Source organism: Pseudoalteromonas sp. S1612, assembly GCF_005887175.1.
Taxonomy (GTDB): domain Bacteria; phylum Pseudomonadota; class Gammaproteobacteria; order Enterobacterales; family Alteromonadaceae; genus Pseudoalteromonas; species Pseudoalteromonas undina.
In genome coordinates this window covers 1-18,985 of the sequence record NZ_PNDH01000009.1, presented here as the reverse complement: position 1 = coordinate 18,985, position 18,985 = coordinate 1, and the positions used below count along the sequence as shown (strand labels likewise).

The following is an 18,985-nucleotide window of genomic DNA, read 5'->3' as shown; positions in this document are numbered from 1 at the left end:
GTAAGGTGCGTTTTAATTATGAAAGTAGAAACCGGCTTTTTGTACTTAATAAGTAAATTTACCGTTACCTAATTCATAACTGCTCAATCACTGTATTCTTCAATGAACTTATTTTGAATCATCTTTTTTAATGGTATTTAAAGTTCTTTATTTTCAATACCTTGAAGTATTATTTCGGGGTTGAATTAAATTTACAGTAAAATCTAGTAAAAAATAATGGGTTAATGGCATGTTAAAGTTTATGGGTTTTGCTCATTAAAATGGATGTTTTTTATGTTTTTATCGCTATATTTCTAGTTAAAAATGATGGTTTTGTACCTTGTTTTGCTTTTTTTACTTGAGTTAGTCGTTATTTAGCCGTTTTCTTAAAGCTTGCCACGTGATTTCTTAAATTCTTAGACGTAAATTTTCTACTTAGTAAAGCTAAGTTAACTTTATTACGGATAAAATGATGAAAACAAAATTATCTATTATTACACTTGCACTTTTACCTTGTTTAGCTGCAGCTAAATTACCTGATGCTAACAGTACAACTCAAAAAGTAACCGCGAGCAGTGACTCGATTATTGTTAAATATAAAAAGAATGCTACGCCAGAAATGCGTAAGCAAGCCCGCTCTTTAGTTAAAGCAAAAATATCAGATTTAAACAGCGATGAAGTTGATGATAACTTCACTTCGTTATTTTCTGGTCGCCTTGCTAAATTTAAAATATCTGGAATGAGTGCTAAAGAAGCTATTGAGCGCTTAAAATCTCATCAAGCCATTGAGTATGTTGAGCCTGACTATCGTGTGAGCATTGCAGCAACACCAAACGATCCTCGCTTTGAAGATTTATGGGGCTTAAATAATGAAGGCCAAACTGGTGGCACTGCTGATGCTGATATTGATGCACCAGAAGCATGGTCAATTTCAACTGGTAGCCGTGATGTTGTTGTAGGTGTTATTGATACCGGTGTAGATTATAGTCATCCTGATTTAGCTGCGAATGTGTGGGTAAATAGCGGTGAAATTGCTGGCGATGGTATCGATAATGATGGTAACGGTTATGTTGATGACGTGCACGGTATTAACGCGATTACCGATGCTGGCGACCCAATGGATGACGAAGGCCACGGTACACATGTATCAGGTACAATTGGTGCCAGTGGTAACAATGGTGTGGGAATTGTAGGTGTAAACCATGATGTATCTATTGCAGGTTGTAAGTTTTTAGCTGCAGATGGTACAGGTTCTACATCTGGCGCTATTAAATGTATTGACTACATGGTAGGCCTTAAAAACTCAGGTGTTAACCTTCGTGTATTAAACAATAGCTGGGGCGGTGGTGGTTATAGCCAAGCACTTGCTGATGCGATTACTGCCAGTGAAGAAGCTGATATTTTATTTGTAGCTGCTGCTGGTAATGATGCGGTAGACAACGATGTAAACCCTCATTACCCATCTAATTATGAAAATGATAATGTATTATCTATTGCAAGCACAGATAGTCGCGACAATATGTCTGGTTTTTCACAATGGGGTTTAACCAGTGTTGATATGGGCGCGCCAGGTAGTGCGATTTTATCAACCATTCCTGGTGGCGGCTATGCAAGTTACTCTGGTACATCAATGGCAACGCCACATGTAGCCGGTGCTGCTGCACTTGTACTGTCAGTTAATCCTGATTTAACAACACTAGAGCTTAAAGAATTACTTATGTCTAGTGGTGATGCTAATGCGGCATTAAATGGTAAAACGGTTGCAGGTACACGCCTAAATATAAACCAAGCACTGATTGATGCTGATCCAACTCCTGGGTTTAAATTATCTGTATCGCCTGTTTCTCAGCAAGCAACTGTAGGTGATACAGTCACTTATACCTTTACGATTGGTTCAATTGCACAATGGGATGGCGATGTTTCACTGGCTTTGGCTGCTGATCTTGCTGATGCATCACTAAGCGCAACTACTGCTCGTCCAGGTGATGAAGTTGTACTTACAGTGGCAACTAATAGCGAAACTCAGTGGGGGAATTATGACTTTACTGTAACCGCGACAACAGACGAGCAAGTTAAAGAGCAAACAGTAAGCTTAATGTTGCAACCTGCTGGTTTGAATGACTTTACTTACACTAGTGATGAAAGTGTTGCGATTCCGGATAACTCACCTGAAGGTGCAAGCTCTGTCATAACAGTGGCCGATGATTTAACTATTTTTGGTACCACTGCTGATGTAGACATTTCGCATACTTGGTCAGGTGATTTAGTACTTACACTTATTTCAGCGCAAGGTAATGAAGTGACACTGCAAAGCAATGAGGGCGGTAGTCAAGATGATATTGTTAAAGCATTTACTTCAAGTGCATTTAACGGGGAAGTTGCAACAGGTGATTGGACACTTCATGTTGAAGATACTGCAGGCTCAGATACCGGCACAATAAATGGTTGGTCACTTACATTTAGTGCTATTGGTGAAGTAAGCCCACAACCTCCTCGCGCTGGCTTTGATGTTGATACGCAAGGCCTTACAGCCACATTTACAGATACAAGTCGTGATGCAAATGATGATATTTCACAGTGGAGCTGGAACTTTGGTGACGGTGCAACTTCAACTGATGCTAACCCTGTTCATGCCTACGCTGAATCAGGTAGTTATGAAGTTGAACTAACAGTAACAGATAGTGAAAACAACTCAGATACATTCACACAAACAGTTGTTGTAAGTGATGTTGAAATTGAGTTGAGTCTAAAACGCGCTAATAAGTCACGTCTTGATACTATGCGTGTAGAGTTAAACTGGGAAGAAGTGGGTGCTGAGTCACTTAGCTTATACCGAAATGGTGAATTAGTAGGCACCGTATCAGACAATGGTCGTTACCGTGACTACGTTCGTAACGCAACATTACCTGCATACGACTATCAGTTATGTGTTTCTGAAAACGTATGCTCGAATATTATTACGGTTTCATTTAATTAAACAGAACATACATTCCTAATGTAAACCAAGCCCAGTTTTCTGGGCTTTTTTATGCTCGATTGATAAGTGTCATTTATTTGAACTTAGTATATGAATGGATTCTTATACGTATAAATAACTAGTCTTATATTATTAATTAGTTAATTAATACTTTTTTTGTTCATTAATTACACTTTATTTACTTGATATTTACTTTGTTCATGCTAGTTTCATAAATGGAAACTGACAATAGCATTTCTTAACACACTAAGCGGAGGAGCAAATGAGCTCACGGAAAATAATAAAAAATGCCTTCAGATTAAGTGCCTTATCTCTAAGTGCATTTAGTTTAAATGTATACGCATCAACTGATTGCAGTACATTAACGGCATGGGAGTTAGGGCAAACTCATACAGCAGGAAGCCAAGTTAAGGCACAAAATAATGCCTATGAAGCCAAGTGGTGGACACAAGCCAATCCTTTGGAGAATGCAGGTCAATATCAAGACTGGTTACTTTTGGATGCATGTGACAGCGCTGTCAACGATAATCAATCACCTATAATTACCGAGTTTACACCTGAAAATGGTTCTTTATTTAGCGATAAAGACAGCGTTGTCATTTTGGCGCAAGCAACTGATTCAGATGGCTCTGTTGCAAGTGTGGAGTTTTTTATAGACGGTACTTCCATTGCGGTTGATAACACTGCGCCGTTCAGTGTTAACTGGCAAGCTATCACGGGCGAACATCAAATTAGTGCGGTAGCAACAGACGATAAAGGCGCGAACTCTGCAGAAGTTGTTAATACGCTGAACGTTAGTGATTCAGTGATTGTTGACCCTGTTAATCAAGCACCAGTTGCCGCTATTTCATTTAGTACGCTACCGGATCAACTGGTTGTTGGTTCGCAGGTGGTGTTTGCACTTTCTGGAACTGATAGTGATGGCCAAGTAACGGCTCTGAGCTTTGCAGCAAACGGGGTGGATGTTCATCAATCAAGCTCACCAGCGAGCAGTTTTGCATGGCAAGCAACGGCACTTGGTCAGGCAACTTTCACCCTAACGGTGACAGATAACGACGGTGCAACAGCGCAAGTAACAAAAGTATTAACGGTTGTTGATGAAAATACCGGCCCAGTTACGGGCACTGACTGTCGTCCCCAAGGTTTATATCAAACTCCCGGTGTAAACACGCCTTACTGTACGATTTATGACGCTGATGGCCGTGAGATTATGGGCCCAGATCATCCACGCCGTGTAATTGGATACTTTACTAGCTGGCGTAATGGCGCTAATGGTCAACCCAGTTATTTAGTGAACGATATTCCGTGGGATAAAATCACCCACATCAACTATGCATTTGCCCATGTTGATGCAAACAACAAAGTATCTATTGGCGATCCTACTTCAGTAAATAATCCTGCTACTAATATGGAATGGCCGGGCGTAGTTGGCGCTGAAATGGACCCAGAGTTTAACTACAAAGGTCACTTTAACCTGTTAAACAAATACAAAAAACAACACCCAGATGTAAAAACACTCATATCTGTAGGTGGTTGGGCTGAAACCGGCGGTTACTTTGATGAAACAGGCCGTGTTGCAAGCGGTGGTTTTTACACCATGACCACCAATGCTGATGGTTCAGTTAACCATGCAGGTATCAATGCATTTGCACAAAGTGCAGTTGAGTTTATTGAAAAATATGGCTTTGATGGTGTTGATATTGATTACGAATACCCATCATCAATGAATGACTCAGGCCACCCTGATGACTTCCCAATTTCTAATGCACGTCGTGGTGGTTTAAATGCCTCATACCAAGTACTAATGAAAAAAGTACGTGAAGAGCTAGACCGTGCAGGTGAAGCTGCGGGTAAGCATTATTTACTCACGATTGCATCGCCTTCTTCAGGTTATTTACTGCGCGGTATGGAAACCTTCCAAGCGGTTCAATACCTCGATTATGTAAATATCATGTCTTATGACTTACATGGCGCATGGAACTCACACGTAGGTCACAACGCGGCATTATTTGATACTGGGTTAGACTCAGAGCTTGCGCAATGGAATGTATACGGCACCAAAGAGTTTGAAGGCATTGGGTATTTAAATACTGATTGGGCAGTGCGTTACTTCCGTGGTGCGATGTCAGCGGGTCGAATCAATATTGGTTTACCTTATTACACCCGTGGTTTTAAGGATGTATCAGGCGGAACAAACGGTTTATGGGGCCAAGCGGCGCTACCAAATCAAGCTGATTGCGCTAAAGGTACCGGCGTAGGTGAGAAAAACAAATGCGGTAATGGTGCGTTAGGTATTGATAACCTTTGGCATGATAAGAACGATGCAGGCCAAGAAATGCCAGCTGGTTCAAACCCATTATGGCATGTTAAAAACCTTGAAAACGGTATTGTTGGCTCGTATTTAGGCGTGTATGGCTTAACACCTGATACAGACGCTGATGACCGCTTAACGGGTACTTATACTCGTCACTATGACAGCGTTGCCGTTGCACCTTGGTTATGGAACGCAGATAAAAAAGTATTCCTCTCGATAGAAGATGAAGAGTCGATGGCAACAAAAGTTGATTACGTTATCAACAATGGTCTTGGCGGTATCATGTTCTGGGAGCTGGCAGGTGACTTTGACTATGACTCAGCCAAAGGCGAGTACTTCATGGGTTCTACATTAACCTCATTAGCATACGATAAGTTTAATCAAAGCGGTGTTGCATATGATGTACATGGCGGAAATCCAAACTTCACAGTGCCTGCTGAAGCCGTAGATATCACATTTACAGCAAAAGACTTCCCAATTGGTGATGATAATTACCCAATCAGCCCAACGTTTGCATTTACTAATAACTCAAGTCTTGATTTAAGTGGTGCAAAAATTTCATTTGATGTGCCGGTATCAACTTCCGCTATTTTTAAATCTAACTGGAATGCACAAGAAAAACTGGGCATGGCTGTAGAAGTAAATGGATCGAACGCAGCGGGTAATAATATTGGCGGTTTTGAGAACGAGTTCCATCGTTTCTCAATCACATTAAACAATGAGTGGGGTGGTCAGCCAAAAGACTTTAGCGCTGGTGCAACTGTGAATGCACAAGTGATGTACTACATGCCAATCACTGGGCCTAGCAACTTTACCATTGAAAAAGATGGAAAAACTTATGCATTCAAAGCTGAATACCCAATGCTACCAGATGCAACACCGGGTGATGGCACGGGCAATCCAGATAACGGTGGCGGTGACCCTGTAGGTACGTGTGAAGGAGTTGATATAGCCACGATTCCTGTTTATCCAAACTTCCCTCAAACAGACTGGGCGGGCAACCCAAGTCATGCTGCTGGCGGCGATCTAATGGTGCATAACAACGCAGTTTATAAAGCCAAGTGGTGGACAACCTCTGAGCCGGGTGCAACATCAGATTGGACCTTAAGTTGTAGCCTGTAATTTACAAAACAATGAGGGGTAGGCCTGAGCTTGCCCCATGTATTGAGTCTAATAAAGGATAAAATAATGGCATCAATTAAATTTAACACGATTACGCTATCTGCAATTACCAGTGGTTTACTACTCAGTACACTAGCACCGCAAGTGCAAGCACATGGTTATATGGATAGCCCTAAAGCGCGCCAAGCAATTTGTCAAGTTGATGGCGGATACTGGTGGCCTGAAGACGGCACAAATATTCCTAACCTTGCGTGTCGAGCCGCATATTTAGAATCGGGCACGGTGCAGTTTGTACAAGCGATTGAATTTTCGGTTAATACTCCTGACTATTTAAATCAAACCGCAGTTGAGGCCAGTGTACCAAACGGCACTTTATGTGCTGGTGGCGATACAGCCAAACGGGGTATGGATTTACCATCACCACATTGGCAGCGCAGTGATGTAGTGCCCAATGCCAATGGTGATATTCAAATACGTTACCTTGCATCAACCCCGCACAACCCAAGCTTTTGGCAGTTTTACATTACCAAGCCAAGCTTCAATAGCGCAACTGACGTACTAACTTGGCAAGACTTACAGCTAGTGCAAGAGCACGACAACATTGAGGTCGTTAAAGACCCCGATGGTAAACGCTACTACGAAATGAATGTTGCAATTCCACAAGACCGCAGCGGCGAGGCCATTTTATATAGCCGCTGGCAACGTAATGATGTGGTCGGTGAAGGTTTTTATAACTGTAGCGACATCAACATAGTAAATGACGCAGGCCCGACTGAACCAAATTCGTGGACTAGCGTCGGTTATTTTGTTCGCCAAGGGCAAAACGCCATTGCAGGCGACACCGTATGGGCGCGGTTATTTGACGAAACAGGCCAAGAGGTGATCAACCAACAGCTTAAAATCAATGCCGACAATCAAGCAAATTGGCAACAAGCATTGGCTGAACAACTTAACCTTGATTACGCGCATTTAGTGCAAATTGGTGTGCAAAACCAAGCGGGCGACATTACGTTTGATGCAACCGACGTACTGATAAACCAAGTGTACAGCAGCAATGCAAATTATACCTATGCCTTGAGTGTACAAGGTGCGCCAACAAACACCGCTCCCATTGTACATACCCCAGATAACCTAGTCGTTGATGAAAACACCACAACAGCAATTCATCTGCATGCCTTTGATGATGAGCAAAGTGAGCTAACTTACAGCTGGACAGTGCCTACACCGCTAAGCTTTACAGGCTCTGGTGCCAACATCAATTTAACCACAGCAGAGGTATCAGCAAACACCGATTACACCATTGCAGTATCTGTATCGGATGGTCAATTAAGTACCCAAACCAGTTTTAGTGTCACGGTTAACGATGTACCGGTGGTCGATCCGGTTGACCCTGTTGATCCAACAGTACCTGAATGGGACAGCATTCAGATCTATCAAGCAAACGATAAAGCCCGTTTTGCTAACGTGATTTATACCGCTAAATGGTGGAACAAAGGCCAACAACCTGATACCTCAGCGGCATGGGAATCAGCCTCGAAAGCTGACACAGCAGCCACTTGGAATACCAGCAAAGCTTACCAAGCCGGCGCAGAAGTAACGCATCAAGGACAGCGCTATCGCGCTAAATGGTGGACTCAGGGCGATACGCCAGGGCACGCCAATGTATGGACCAAACTTTAATAAAGCCTAAGTTTTGCAGTTCAAACTTATTAAATAATTACATAAATAATGGATAAGAGAGACCTATGAATATTAAACAACTAAGCGCAGCCATCGGTGTTGCTTTATTTGCAAATACAGCATCTGCTGCGCCTTCTACACCAAGCATTAATTGGGAACCACAGCAATATTCGTTTGTTGAGGTAGATCTTGAGGGAAACGGCTCTTATAAGCAGCTAGTTACCCGTGTTGAACAAGTTAATATCAACATTCAGTGGAGTGCATGGAGTGGTGATGGTGGCGATAGCTACAAAGTGTACTTTGATGACATCCTAGTCAATGAGGGCACGCTTGCTGCTGGTTCTAAAAGTGGCACTATTTCATTCCCTTATGATAAAGCAGGCCGCCATACAATGTATGTTGAGCTATGTGAAGGTGGCACGACCTGTGCGCGTAGTGCAGGCAAACCTATTGTAATTGCCGATACTGACGGTGGCCACTTAGCGCCATTGCCGATGGATGTAGATCCAAATAACCGCGACATTGGTATCAAACAAGGTTTAGTTACAGGCGCTTACTTTGTTGAGTGGGGAATTTATGGCCGTGATTATGATGTAACCAATATGCCAGCACAAAATCTGAGTCATATTTTGTATGGCTTTATTCCAATTTGTGGTGAAAACGCATCGTTATCGGGTGGTCCTAAACGTGCACTTGAAACCGCTTGTGCCGGCTCTGCAGATTACGAAGTGGTTATTCACGACCCTTGGGCCGCAGTACAAAAAGCACTGCCAGGGGTTGATGCAAAAGACCCTATCCGTGGTACTTACTCTCAGCTAATGGCGCTTAAACAGCGTTACCCAGATATTAAAATTTTACCATCTGTAGGTGGTTGGACGTTATCAGACCCATTCGGTGGCTTTACCAATAAAGCTAACCGCGACACCTTTGTTGCCTCAATGGAAGAGTTTTTAAGAACATGGAAATTCTACGATGGTGTAGATATTGACTGGGAATTCCCAGGTGGTGACGGCCCCAACCCAGACATTGGCGATCCAATCAACGATGGCCCAGCCTATGTGGCGCTAATGCAAGAGCTACGCGCTATGCTTGATAAACTAGAAGCAGAAACAGGTCGTACTTACGAGTTAACCTCAGCCATTGGTGCAGGTTACGATAAAATTGAAGATGTAGACTACCAAGCCGCTAGCCAGTATATGGATTACATTTTTGCCATGACCTATGACTTTTATGGTGCATGGAGTAACGTAACCGGACACCAAACAGCACTTTACTGTGGCGAACATATGAGTGTTGGTCAATGTAATGGTACCGGGCTTGATGAAAATGGCGAACCTCGTAAAGGCCCTGCTTATACCACCGATAATGCAGTGCAGCTGTTACTTGCGCAAAATGTACCATCGAAAAAAATCGTCGTGGGCACAGCTATGTATGGTCGTGGTTGGGAAGGTGTCTACCCGCAAAATGCAGCGATTGATGGTAACCCAATGACCGCCCCTGGTAATGGCCCGTTAAAAGGCTCTACGGCACAAGGCGTATGGGAAGATGGGGTTATTGATTACAAGGGCGTTAAAGCCAATATGATTGGTGCTGCGGGCACCGGTATTAATGGTTTTGAAGTGGGTTATGATGAGCAAGCACAAGCCGCTTATGTATGGAATCGTTCAACCGGTAAACTAATTACTTATGATAGCCGTAAGTCAGTACTGGCCAAGGGTGCGTATGTTAATCAGTATAATTTAGGTGGTTTATTTGCATGGGAAATAGATGCGGATAATGGTGATATTCTTAATGCTATGCATGATGGTTTAGGAGGAGTAGTTGCTCCGCCAACAAATAAAAAGCCAGTTGTTTCAGTCTCTTCATCAGTGTCTGTTAATTCAGGCGAGAGTATTACAGTAACAGCTTCTGCAACTGATGCAGATAACGATCCACTTAGCTTTAGCTGGAATGCTGATAGCGCATTGGTGGTATCTGGACAAAATAGTGCATCATTAGTCATTACAGCGCCAACAGTGACTGCAGATACACAGTATGTGGCAACTGTTGCGGTATCAGATGGTCAAGCAACTGTTAATCGTGATGTTGTTGTTAATGTTATTGCGCCAACATCAGGAGGCGAAAACACAGCACCGAGCGTTGATGCTATCGCTAATATCAGCGTTGAAGAGGGCGCATCAGCAAGTGTAGCTGTAGTGGCTAATGATGCTCAAAACGACGCCCTTTCGTATACGTGGACAGTACCAGCAGGCTTAACATTAGTGGGCAGTGATGCAAATGTAACTATTGAGGCTGGCGCTGTAGATACCGATACAGACTTCACAGTGTCTGTTACAGTCAGTGATGGCGCATTAACCACAACGCAAAGCTTTAGCGTAACAGTTATAAACGTTGATACTACAAATCCACCTACAGGAAGCTGGGATGCGAGTGTTGCATACGTTGGTGGTGATGTCGTTACTTATAACGGCGTTGAATATAAAGCAAAGTGGTGGACTCAAGGCGAGCGTCCTGATTTAGGTGGTGCATGAGAAGCAACAACACAACCTACAGATGGTACGGGTGTCGCAGTTTGGCAGCCAACGGCTATTTATAACAGTGGTGATGAAGTTTCTTATCAAGGTAATAAGTACCAAGCTAAATGGTGGACTCAAGGGAACGAACCTGGTTCAACCGATGTATGGTTAGCACTCTAATTTTAACCTGAGAATTTGGGTTTTAAAAAACCATATAAATTAAAAAAGCAGCTTTCGAGCTGCTTTTTTTTGTTAACGACTATTACGAGGGGTTAAAACAACGCTTTAGAGCTAATTATTAAGCCGTTTACATCAGCATATACCCAATCACCGGTATTAATTGTAGTGTTTAACATATTAACCGGGTGATCTTTAGCGCCTAAGCCGCGCTTAGTGGTACAGCGCGGGGTTGCGCCTAGCGCCATTACAGGTAAATCAAGTGTGGCAAGAATTTCAATATCGCGACAGCAACCATTAATAATTATGCCCTGCCAGCCATTTTTTAGTGCGCGCTCTGCAATCATATCGCCAATAAAGGCAAAACGTTTACTGGCAAAACCATCAACAACCAATACTTTTCCCTCACCGTTTTCATGCAGTATTTTACCAGCAAACGAATTATCGTCAGGGCAGGTGACGGTCATTACTTGACCATAAAAGTGAGTTTTATTACCAAAGTGCTGCAAGCCACTGTCAGCGACTTGTACATGGTCGTGATGTTCATCGTATAAATCGGGCGTAGTAAACGGTGTCATTAAGGGCATCCTTGTTTTTTGCATAGCCATGTAGAACAAAGGCAGTAAATTTAAAGTAGTAATAATGTTTATCGTAGGCTAATTAATCACTCAGGTGTAGCTATTATTGCAAATTGGCGTATAGATTTTAGTCGCAATATAAGTACTTTTAACGTTTTTTAATGCTGTTTTTATGAGTAACTTAAGCTTTTACTTAGTTTTATTTTTTCGAATAAATTTCATTTTGTAAGCGCATTAGCCAAACGTCTCATTGTTGCGTGGTTTTTCATATGCTACGTTCAATTGTTATTTTAAATTTTGGGCTGCAATACTGTGCCCTATACACACATACAAAAAGAGAAGCGTGCTTTATGATCATCTTTTTTATTTGCCTGACTATTTTAATATTAGGCTATAAGTTTTATAGCCTGTTTGTTGAAAAACAAGCGGGTATGGACTCGACAGTAGACACACCACAGAAGCGTTTTAGCGAAGGTGTTGACTATGTTGCTATTCACCCTGTTCGTGCATTTTTAATTCAGTTTTTGAATATTGCAGGAGTAGGCCCCATATTTGGTCCCATACTTGGCGCTTTGTATGGCCCAGTAGCGCTGGTTTGGATTGTACTTGGTAACGTTTTAGGTGGAGCTGTACACGACTTTTTCTCTGGCGTAATGAGTATTAAAGAAGACGGTAAAAGTTTACCTGAAATTGCAGGCCATTATTACAACGTAGTATTTAAAGGCTTTATGCTTATATTTACTGCTATGTTGTTATTCTTTGTTGGTGTAGTGTTTATTATGAGCCCTGCAGGATTATTGAGTAACTTAGATGCATTTGAAGGCACCATTTTTGCTAGTAATACATTTTGGGTTCTCGCTATTTTAGCTTACTACTTTTTAGCCACGTTATTACCAATCGATAAAATCATCACTAAGTTTTACCCTATTTTTGGCTTGTTAATGATTGTAATGACAGTTGCTATTGCAGTCTCACTGTTAATCAACGCACCCCATTTACCAGTAGCTGGCGACTTTTTAGCGTATTTTGAAGCCGATCATGCCCACGACTTTTTAGCCCCAAATCCTGATGGACTGCCTACTTGGCCGTTGCTATTTATCACCATTACTTGTGGTGCTATTAGTGGTTTTCACTCAACTCAAGCACCTATTATTGCCCGTTGTTTAACTAACGAAAAATATGTACGCCCGGTTTATTATGGCGCGATGATGTGCGAAGGTATTGTAGGTTGTGTTTGGGCGCTTGCTGGTATTGCTGCCTTCCCAGAAGGTTATGCGGGTTTAAAATCGATGCTTGATTTAGGCGGTCCAGGCTTAGTGGTTAACCATATTGCAAACAGCTACTTAGGTGTATTTGGTGGTATTATGGCTATTATTGCTGTTGCTGTTTTCCCTATCACCTCAGGTGATACGGCGTTCCGCTCACTGCGCCTAACAATGGTGGATGCGTTTAGTATTCCGCAAAGTTTACGTAATCGTTTGTTGTTAGCATTGCCAATTTTAACCATTGCTTACTTTATGACTAAGCTCGACTTCTCAGTTATTTGGCGCTACTTCGCGTTTTCAAATATGCTGCTTTCTACCAGTGTTTTATGGCTTGCTACTAAGTATTTATTTGACCGTGGTACATTCCACTGGATTGCTAGTATACCTGCTGTAATTGCTTCAGCTGTGACCTTGTCATACATAATGACTGCGGCAATAGGATTAAACTTATCAAGTGATTTAGGTAAACCAATTGGTGTAGCGGTTGCTGTTGTAGGCTTTATTGTATTGGCTTTTGTGCATTCAAAACATAAAGTGCGTCCAGCTTAAAACTACATAGTTATTAATGCAAAAAGCGAGCTTTATTTAAGCTCGCTTTTTTATGCTTGAACAAGTAGTAATTTAGTTAATAGATTTATCAACTTTCTGATGACCAACCACTTATGTTGACTATCTACCGCTAAAAAGTCGCTTGTTCGAAGTAGCTAATATCATCTAGGGTTTTACTAATAATCATTGCCCCTTCTAATAAGCTGACTGTTTGTATTGCCGCCCGAGCAGGATTAAGCTCTCCATTTATTTGATGTGCTTGAGTTAACCAGGCTAAGTTCTTATTAAAAAACCGCTGAACTTCAACCCGCACTTTATCGGGTAGGCTGTCGCTTTCTGCACCGAGTAAGCCACATAAACACATCTTTTTGTCTATCACGAGCGCATTTCTAAATAACTGAGTGTAAATATCGATGGGATTTTTACCGTTTGCTTTATGTACATTCGGATCGCCAAGTACTGCAATAAAGGCATCGGTGTATTGATGCGCGAGTTCAGCGCCTAAATCAGCTTTCGTTGGAAAGTGATAATGCACACTGGCACTTTTTATACCAATCTCAGTAGCAAGTTCTCTAAAGCTAAAGTTGCTATAACCACCCAGTCGCACTTTATTTTCTGCGGCTTGTAGCAGGGCTGCTTTTTTACTCATTTTGATATTTCCTTGCTGTTATCTGAAAAAATTATCAACCAGTAGGTAGTTATTTTCAAGCTCTTTTGTTTTTAGTTTGCAAACATTTAGCGCTTGCTATAAATTACCTATCAGTAGGTAGTTTTTGTTTGCCAATATAAACCTAAGTTGTCGTGAAAAATATAAGAGAGCATTATGAAAATTTATGACGTAGAAAATCACCCAAACCCATTGCAGGCTCGTATTGCACTTGCTGAAAAAAAGCCGACTGATAAAGAAGAGTTTGTTGCTGTCGATTTATTAAATGGGGAGCACTGCAGTGAGGCATTTTTGGCAAAAAACCCTTAGCCAAGTATTGGCGTTTAGTTATAAATTAATAATTTGGAGTCAAATATGAAAATTGCTGCCGATTTTAGTCAACGTGTGGTGGTGCATAGTGAGTCACTTGAGTGGATAGCTTCGCCCATGCCGGGTGTTGATAGACGTCCACTTGACAGAGTGGGCGACGAAGTTGCTCGTGCCACTAGCATTGTACGTTATGCGCCAAACAGCCACTTTAGCCCACATACACATACCGGCGGTGAAGAGTTTTTAGTACTTGATGGGGTATTTCAAGATGAGCATGGTGACTTTCCACAAGGTACCTATATTCGTAATCCTCCACAATCAAAGCATACTCCTGGCTCAAAAGACGGTTGTATTATATTTGTAAAACTGTGGCAGTTTCAGCCAGAAGATCGCCAGCACGTGCGCATTCACACACAGCAGATGCAAGGGCAGAAAAACCCCGAATTTAATGACCTAAATGTCATTTTGTTATATCAAGATACGTATGAAACAGTGAGTATTGTACAGTTTAACGCTAATCAATCTTTAGCGCTCACGGTGAGTGGTGGCGCTGAGTTGTTGGTTTTGGATGGCACTTTACAAGAGCATAACGACAAACTTGAAAAACATAGCTGGCTTAGAGTTCCTGTTAATAGCCAAATAAACGCCACAGCGGGTAACAATGGCGCAAGAGTATGGATAAAAACCGGCTATTTAAACGATGTAAAAAACCAAGTTAATCGGTTAAAAAAATATAATTAGCTCAAAAAATAAATCTGCATTAAGTGACTTTTTTGATCTGCTTCAAGTAAAAGCTTTTAACTATTGCCTATAATTTAAGCTCTTTTCATTCAAGGGTTGAGTTATGGTTAATTTAACACATGGTTTGTCGATTGGTATTGAGCGCTCAGGCAATGAGTTTTTCTTAACACTTAAGGCAATTGGTACCTTAACTCACAAAGACTATGAAGTGATCACCCCGATGATCGATTCAGCGTTAGGCGAAGTTAAACATCCTATTGTTAATGTATTAATAGATGGCACCGAGTTAGATGGTTGGGAGCTTCGTGCTGCTTGGGACGATTTAAAACTTGGCTTAAAGCACAACAAAGAGTTTAAAAAAATAGCGATTTACGGCAATAAAGAGTGGCAATCTACCATAGCTAAGTTAGGCAGTTGGTTTGTGTCGGGTGAAATACAATACTTTGAAAATGCTACTGCCGCTTTAGAATGGCTAAAAACCAGTAATTTAGACGCTTAGTAAAAAAAGGCCAACAGTGGCCTTTTTTTGTAAGTACCTTAGTTTATTTTGACAGTGTTTGTTGCGTGGGAAGCGCAGGAAAAGCGCCTTTAGCTAAGCATGCTTTTGAGCCACAGCGAAGACCAAAGTGAAGCGCTTTTTTTACTATTGACTCATCATTTAGCTTATCAGTAAGTGGCACTGCATTATCGCTGTGGTTTAAGTAGTACAGTACGCCAGCAATAAAAGCATCACCGGCGCTGGTGGTATCTACAGCGGTAATTGTTGGAGCTGCTTCACTCAGGGTAAAAGCGTTATGGTAAACAGTCGCTGGTGCTGGACCATCGGTTAAAAACACCAGCTTGACGCCTAATTCAAGCAGTGATTGTAAGTAGTCATCAGCTGATTGTTGGCGTTGCGTTGCTAAAAAATTTAACTCATCACGTGAGAGCTTAACAATATCGCAATACGCGTAGCATGCATGCACGTTTTGCTCAATGTCATTGCTATTTTGCCATAAACTGTAGCGTAAATTTACATCAAAGCTAACGATTTTTTGGTTGTTTTTAGCCTGCTTTAAAGCACACACAGTAGTTTTTGCTATAGCTGTATTGGTTAAGGTGTTTGAACAAAAGTGTAGGGTACTCAATTTATCCCAATTAATACGCTTTAAATGCTCATTCGTTAACAGTAAATCGGCTGTTTGATGACGATAAAAGTTAAAGCTGCGTTCGCCGCTTTCATCTAGGCTGACAATAACCATAGCTGTTTGCGCGCCTTCTATGGTAAATAAATACTCAGTATCTACGTTATATTGCTCAAGCGCATTAGTTAATTGTTTAGCAAAATAGTCATCTCCCATACCGCCACAAAACGCAGCTTTGCCGCCGAGCTTTGCGTAACCTACTGCCACATTAGCTGGAGCACCTCCTGGAATGGGCAAATAAGCACTGTTTTGAGAGTCTTGAGGCAGCATATCAATAAGCAGTTCACCAAGGCTAAGTAATTTGGTCATAGTGTAAATCCTAAAAAACCTAGCATGGCTAGGTCAAAATTCAAGGGAGAATTATTAAAACTAGTGTAACAATCGCTGAACAAACATAGCTTCAGCAATTGTTACACTAAAATTGGTTAGTTAAACGCGTATTTAAACGTCAATGACGTCGTACGGCCATTAATAGCACGTGCGCGTATAATGTTGTTATCAGGTATTGAGCCTTCTTCTGCTTCAGTAATACCTACCGTATCGAATAGGTTATTTACGTTTAACGCAATATTAAGATTTTCTGATAAATCGTAGCTTACAAAGCCATTTACTTGAGTGTAACCATCAAACTTAAGATCGTTATTATCTTGAGCATAGGCATCGGTAGTACCGATAAAGCTTAGGCCTGCAGAGCCTTTTTCATAAGTGTAACGTGCCATTAATGAGTAAATTAAATCAGCTTGGCGACGAGGCGTATTACCAACCACTTCAGGGGTAAGTGCATCTTTTGCAATTTCAGCGTCTGTCCACGTTAAATTACCACGAAAATCCCATGCATCAATAAAGTAGGTTGATTCAACCTCAATCCCTTTTGCTTCATATTCGCGGTCAAAAAAGGTTTGTGATGTCGCTTCAAAGTTTTGCTCTTCAGTTTGTGCATAAAATGCCGTGGCAAAAACTGACAGTGAATCAAAGCGCTTTTTAATACCAAACTCATACTGGTTTACTTCATCAACGGCATCTTCATCGGCTACTGAGCCATCGGCGCGAACTTTACCAAATAAAAGTCTGTCAGCATTGGCGCGACCGCCTTTACTCAATCGTGCAAACGTTGCAAGGCTTGAGTCAATTTGGTAATTGGCACCAATTGAATATGATGCGTAATCCCAGTCGTAATTAACAGGGCTGGCATTTGCAAGGTCAATACCTGCTACATTTTGTTCAGGAACAGAAATCACACCGTCGCGATTCATATCAACGGTTGAGGTAACCGCGCCTGCATAGTTACCACGTGCTTCACCGCTGTCATAACGGGCACTAGCATCAATACTTACGTCACCCACCTTAGTTGAAAATGCAACATAGGGTGCACGAGTGTCGTATTCTGTGTCGTAATCACGTTGGCAACAGTTACCCCAAAAAGGCGTGCCATAAGCGTATAAGCCATTTTCAGAGAATTCAGTCCCATCGGCGGCTGTTACATTTAATAGCGCAGCGTTATCACCTTTGAGCTCCATTAGGTAGGAATTCCATAACCACGACATAGCAATATTTTGGGTTGACGCATAATAGCCAAAAGTAACGCTAGTATCATCGCTTAGCGATTTAGTCAGTTTGAAGTCGTTAACAATTGAGTCAAAGTCGTTCATGGTTACGTCAAACGTATGAATACGCATGGCTAAATCATCGTTAAATGCAGCACCTGTGGTCGCATTACTAAGCGTTGCACCCACACCACCAATACTTTGCGCTATAGCTGATGCATCGCCAACTTCAGCTGGGATCAATGAATTAAAATTACCGCTTACAGATGATTTACGAAAACGGTTTTCAATACGCCAATCGTTGTCTAAATCAAATACAGCCTCAAAACCAATTGAGTCAACTTGCGGATTCATACCATCGCGAATATCGCCGTTGCTTATTTGATTTTCGCCGTTTAAGCGCACTGTTTTAGTAAATAATGCCGAATGCGGGGTATCTGATTGTGCGTCAAACCCAGGAATTGAGTCACCATTTGCATACATTGGCATAGGTAAGTAGCCAACACTTTTATCATCTAAATGTTTGTAGTAAAGACGCACGTATCCATTTTCAAAATCTTTGGTCAGGTTGGCTTTAATTTGCCCGCCTTTATTTGATGTGTAACCTGTTTCACGTGGGCCTTCACCTTGACGTACAAAACCACCAACATGAAAGCGTACAGTGTCATTTAAATAGGTGCCATATTCAAAGTCAGTTCGAATAGTATCGTAATCTAGGCCAAGTGTAGTTGATACGCTGCCCGATTCGTTTTCGCCATTTTTTGAAATGAAATTAATTATGCCACCCGGTGCATTACTTGCTGCGGTAGAGGCTGAACCACCACGAATAGATTCAATGGTTTGCACTGTGTTATCTAAGCGCATAAAAATATCAGCATTACCAAATGCAATGTCGCCATATTGTAAAACAGGCAAGCCATCCTCTTGGAGCTGTAAAAATTTAGCACCACCAGAGGCAACCGGTAAACCACGTACTGCAATGTTGGCGTTACCTTCACCGCCGGTTGATTCTGAACGAACCCCGGGAATAATTCTAAATGCCTCAGCGGTAGAGCGAGGCGTAGACACCTCAACTTGCTCAAGCGACACACTGCTCACAGAAGAACTTGACGCCATTATCGTTGTGCGGCGGGGTACACCGGTAACAACAATTGTTTCTAGTCCTTTGTTGGCTTGCGCTTGTGTATTTTGCTCTTGTTGTTGTGCATTAACGCCTTGGCTAACGGCGAGCGCTAAAGCACTGATCAAATATAAAGGTGTGTTGTGTGTTGTCATGTGAACGCCTCGTTTTAAACCCGAAGGAAAGTTGTTATTTTTACTTAATCGATTAAGTAAAAATAACAAAGTTTTTACAATAAGCAAATTATTTTGTTAATTATTTGC

General features: G+C 41.7%; 10 protein-coding genes and 2 pseudogenes. 8 read left to right on the top strand and 4 right to left on the bottom strand.

From position 1 onward, the window contains the following. Positions 1–451 precede the first annotated feature (451 nt). The 4 genes and pseudogenes from CWB78_RS04025 (at position 452) to CWB78_RS04010 (ending at position 10,768) form a co-directional block, all read left to right on the top strand. Complete coding sequence (locus CWB78_RS04025; protein ID WP_138594401.1) at positions 452–2,956, top strand: S8 family serine peptidase; 2,505 nt, start codon at positions 452–454, stop codon at positions 2,954–2,956. A 262-nt stretch (positions 2,957–3,218) separates the two neighbouring features. Next, on the top strand, positions 3,219–6,392 hold the full coding sequence (locus tag CWB78_RS04020) for a glycosyl hydrolase family 18 protein (protein ID WP_138594309.1): 3,174 nt from the start codon (positions 3,219–3,221) through the stop codon (positions 6,390–6,392). 66 nt (positions 6,393–6,458) lie between these two features. After that, on the top strand, positions 6,459–8,072 hold the full coding sequence (locus CWB78_RS04015) for a lytic polysaccharide monooxygenase (RefSeq protein WP_075170012.1): 1,614 nt from the start codon (positions 6,459–6,461) through the stop codon (positions 8,070–8,072). A 65-nt stretch (positions 8,073–8,137) separates the two neighbouring features. After that, a pseudogene (locus CWB78_RS04010) lies at positions 8,138–10,768 on the top strand (glycosyl hydrolase family 18 protein). A gap of 92 nt (positions 10,769–10,860) precedes the next feature. Here the strand turns inward: CWB78_RS04010 and CWB78_RS04005 are convergent. Continuing rightward, entirely contained in the window at positions 10,861–11,343 is a 483-nt protein-coding gene (locus CWB78_RS04005) for a putative 4-hydroxy-4-methyl-2-oxoglutarate aldolase (protein WP_075170010.1), read from the bottom strand. 350 nt (positions 11,344–11,693) lie between these two features. On the opposite strand from CWB78_RS04005, the gene CWB78_RS04000 reads away from it, so the two are divergent. Beyond that, a complete protein-coding gene (locus CWB78_RS04000) occupies positions 11,694–13,157 on the top strand; it encodes a carbon starvation CstA family protein (RefSeq protein ID WP_138594307.1) in 1,464 nt (487 codons plus the stop codon). 130 nt (positions 13,158–13,287) lie between these two features. On the opposite strand, the gene CWB78_RS03995 is transcribed toward CWB78_RS04000, so the two are convergent. After that, positions 13,288–13,806: a TetR/AcrR family transcriptional regulator gene (locus CWB78_RS03995; protein WP_010389306.1), complete on the bottom strand. Its 519-nt coding sequence runs from the start codon at positions 13,804–13,806 to the stop codon at positions 13,288–13,290. 174 nt (positions 13,807–13,980) lie between these two features. Between CWB78_RS03995 and CWB78_RS03990 the strand changes: the two are divergent. The 3 genes and pseudogenes from CWB78_RS03990 to CWB78_RS03980 all read left to right on the top strand — a co-directional run. Then, positions 13,981–14,130: pseudogene (locus tag CWB78_RS03990) on the top strand (thioredoxin domain-containing protein); the annotation flags it as partial. A gap of 48 nt (positions 14,131–14,178) precedes the next feature. Beyond that, positions 14,179–14,874, top strand: a complete 696-nt coding sequence (locus tag CWB78_RS03985) for a cupin domain-containing protein (protein ID WP_075170009.1) — start codon at positions 14,179–14,181, stop codon at positions 14,872–14,874. Between the two features lie 103 nt (positions 14,875–14,977). After that, on the top strand, positions 14,978–15,373 hold the full coding sequence (locus CWB78_RS03980) for a SpoIIAA family protein (RefSeq protein WP_138594305.1): 396 nt from the start codon (positions 14,978–14,980) through the stop codon (positions 15,371–15,373). A gap of 43 nt (positions 15,374–15,416) precedes the next feature. On the opposite strand, the gene CWB78_RS03975 is transcribed toward CWB78_RS03980, so the two are convergent. Further along, positions 15,417–16,367, bottom strand: a complete 951-nt coding sequence (locus CWB78_RS03975; protein WP_075170007.1) for a carbohydrate kinase family protein — start codon at positions 16,365–16,367, stop codon at positions 15,417–15,419. 116 nt (positions 16,368–16,483) lie between these two features. Beyond that, positions 16,484–18,877 carry a TonB-dependent receptor gene (locus tag CWB78_RS03970; RefSeq protein WP_055011498.1) on the bottom strand — a complete coding sequence of 798 codons (2,394 nt, stop codon included), beginning with the start codon at positions 18,875–18,877 and terminating at the stop codon, positions 16,484–16,486. Positions 18,878–18,985: the final 108 nt, after the last annotated feature.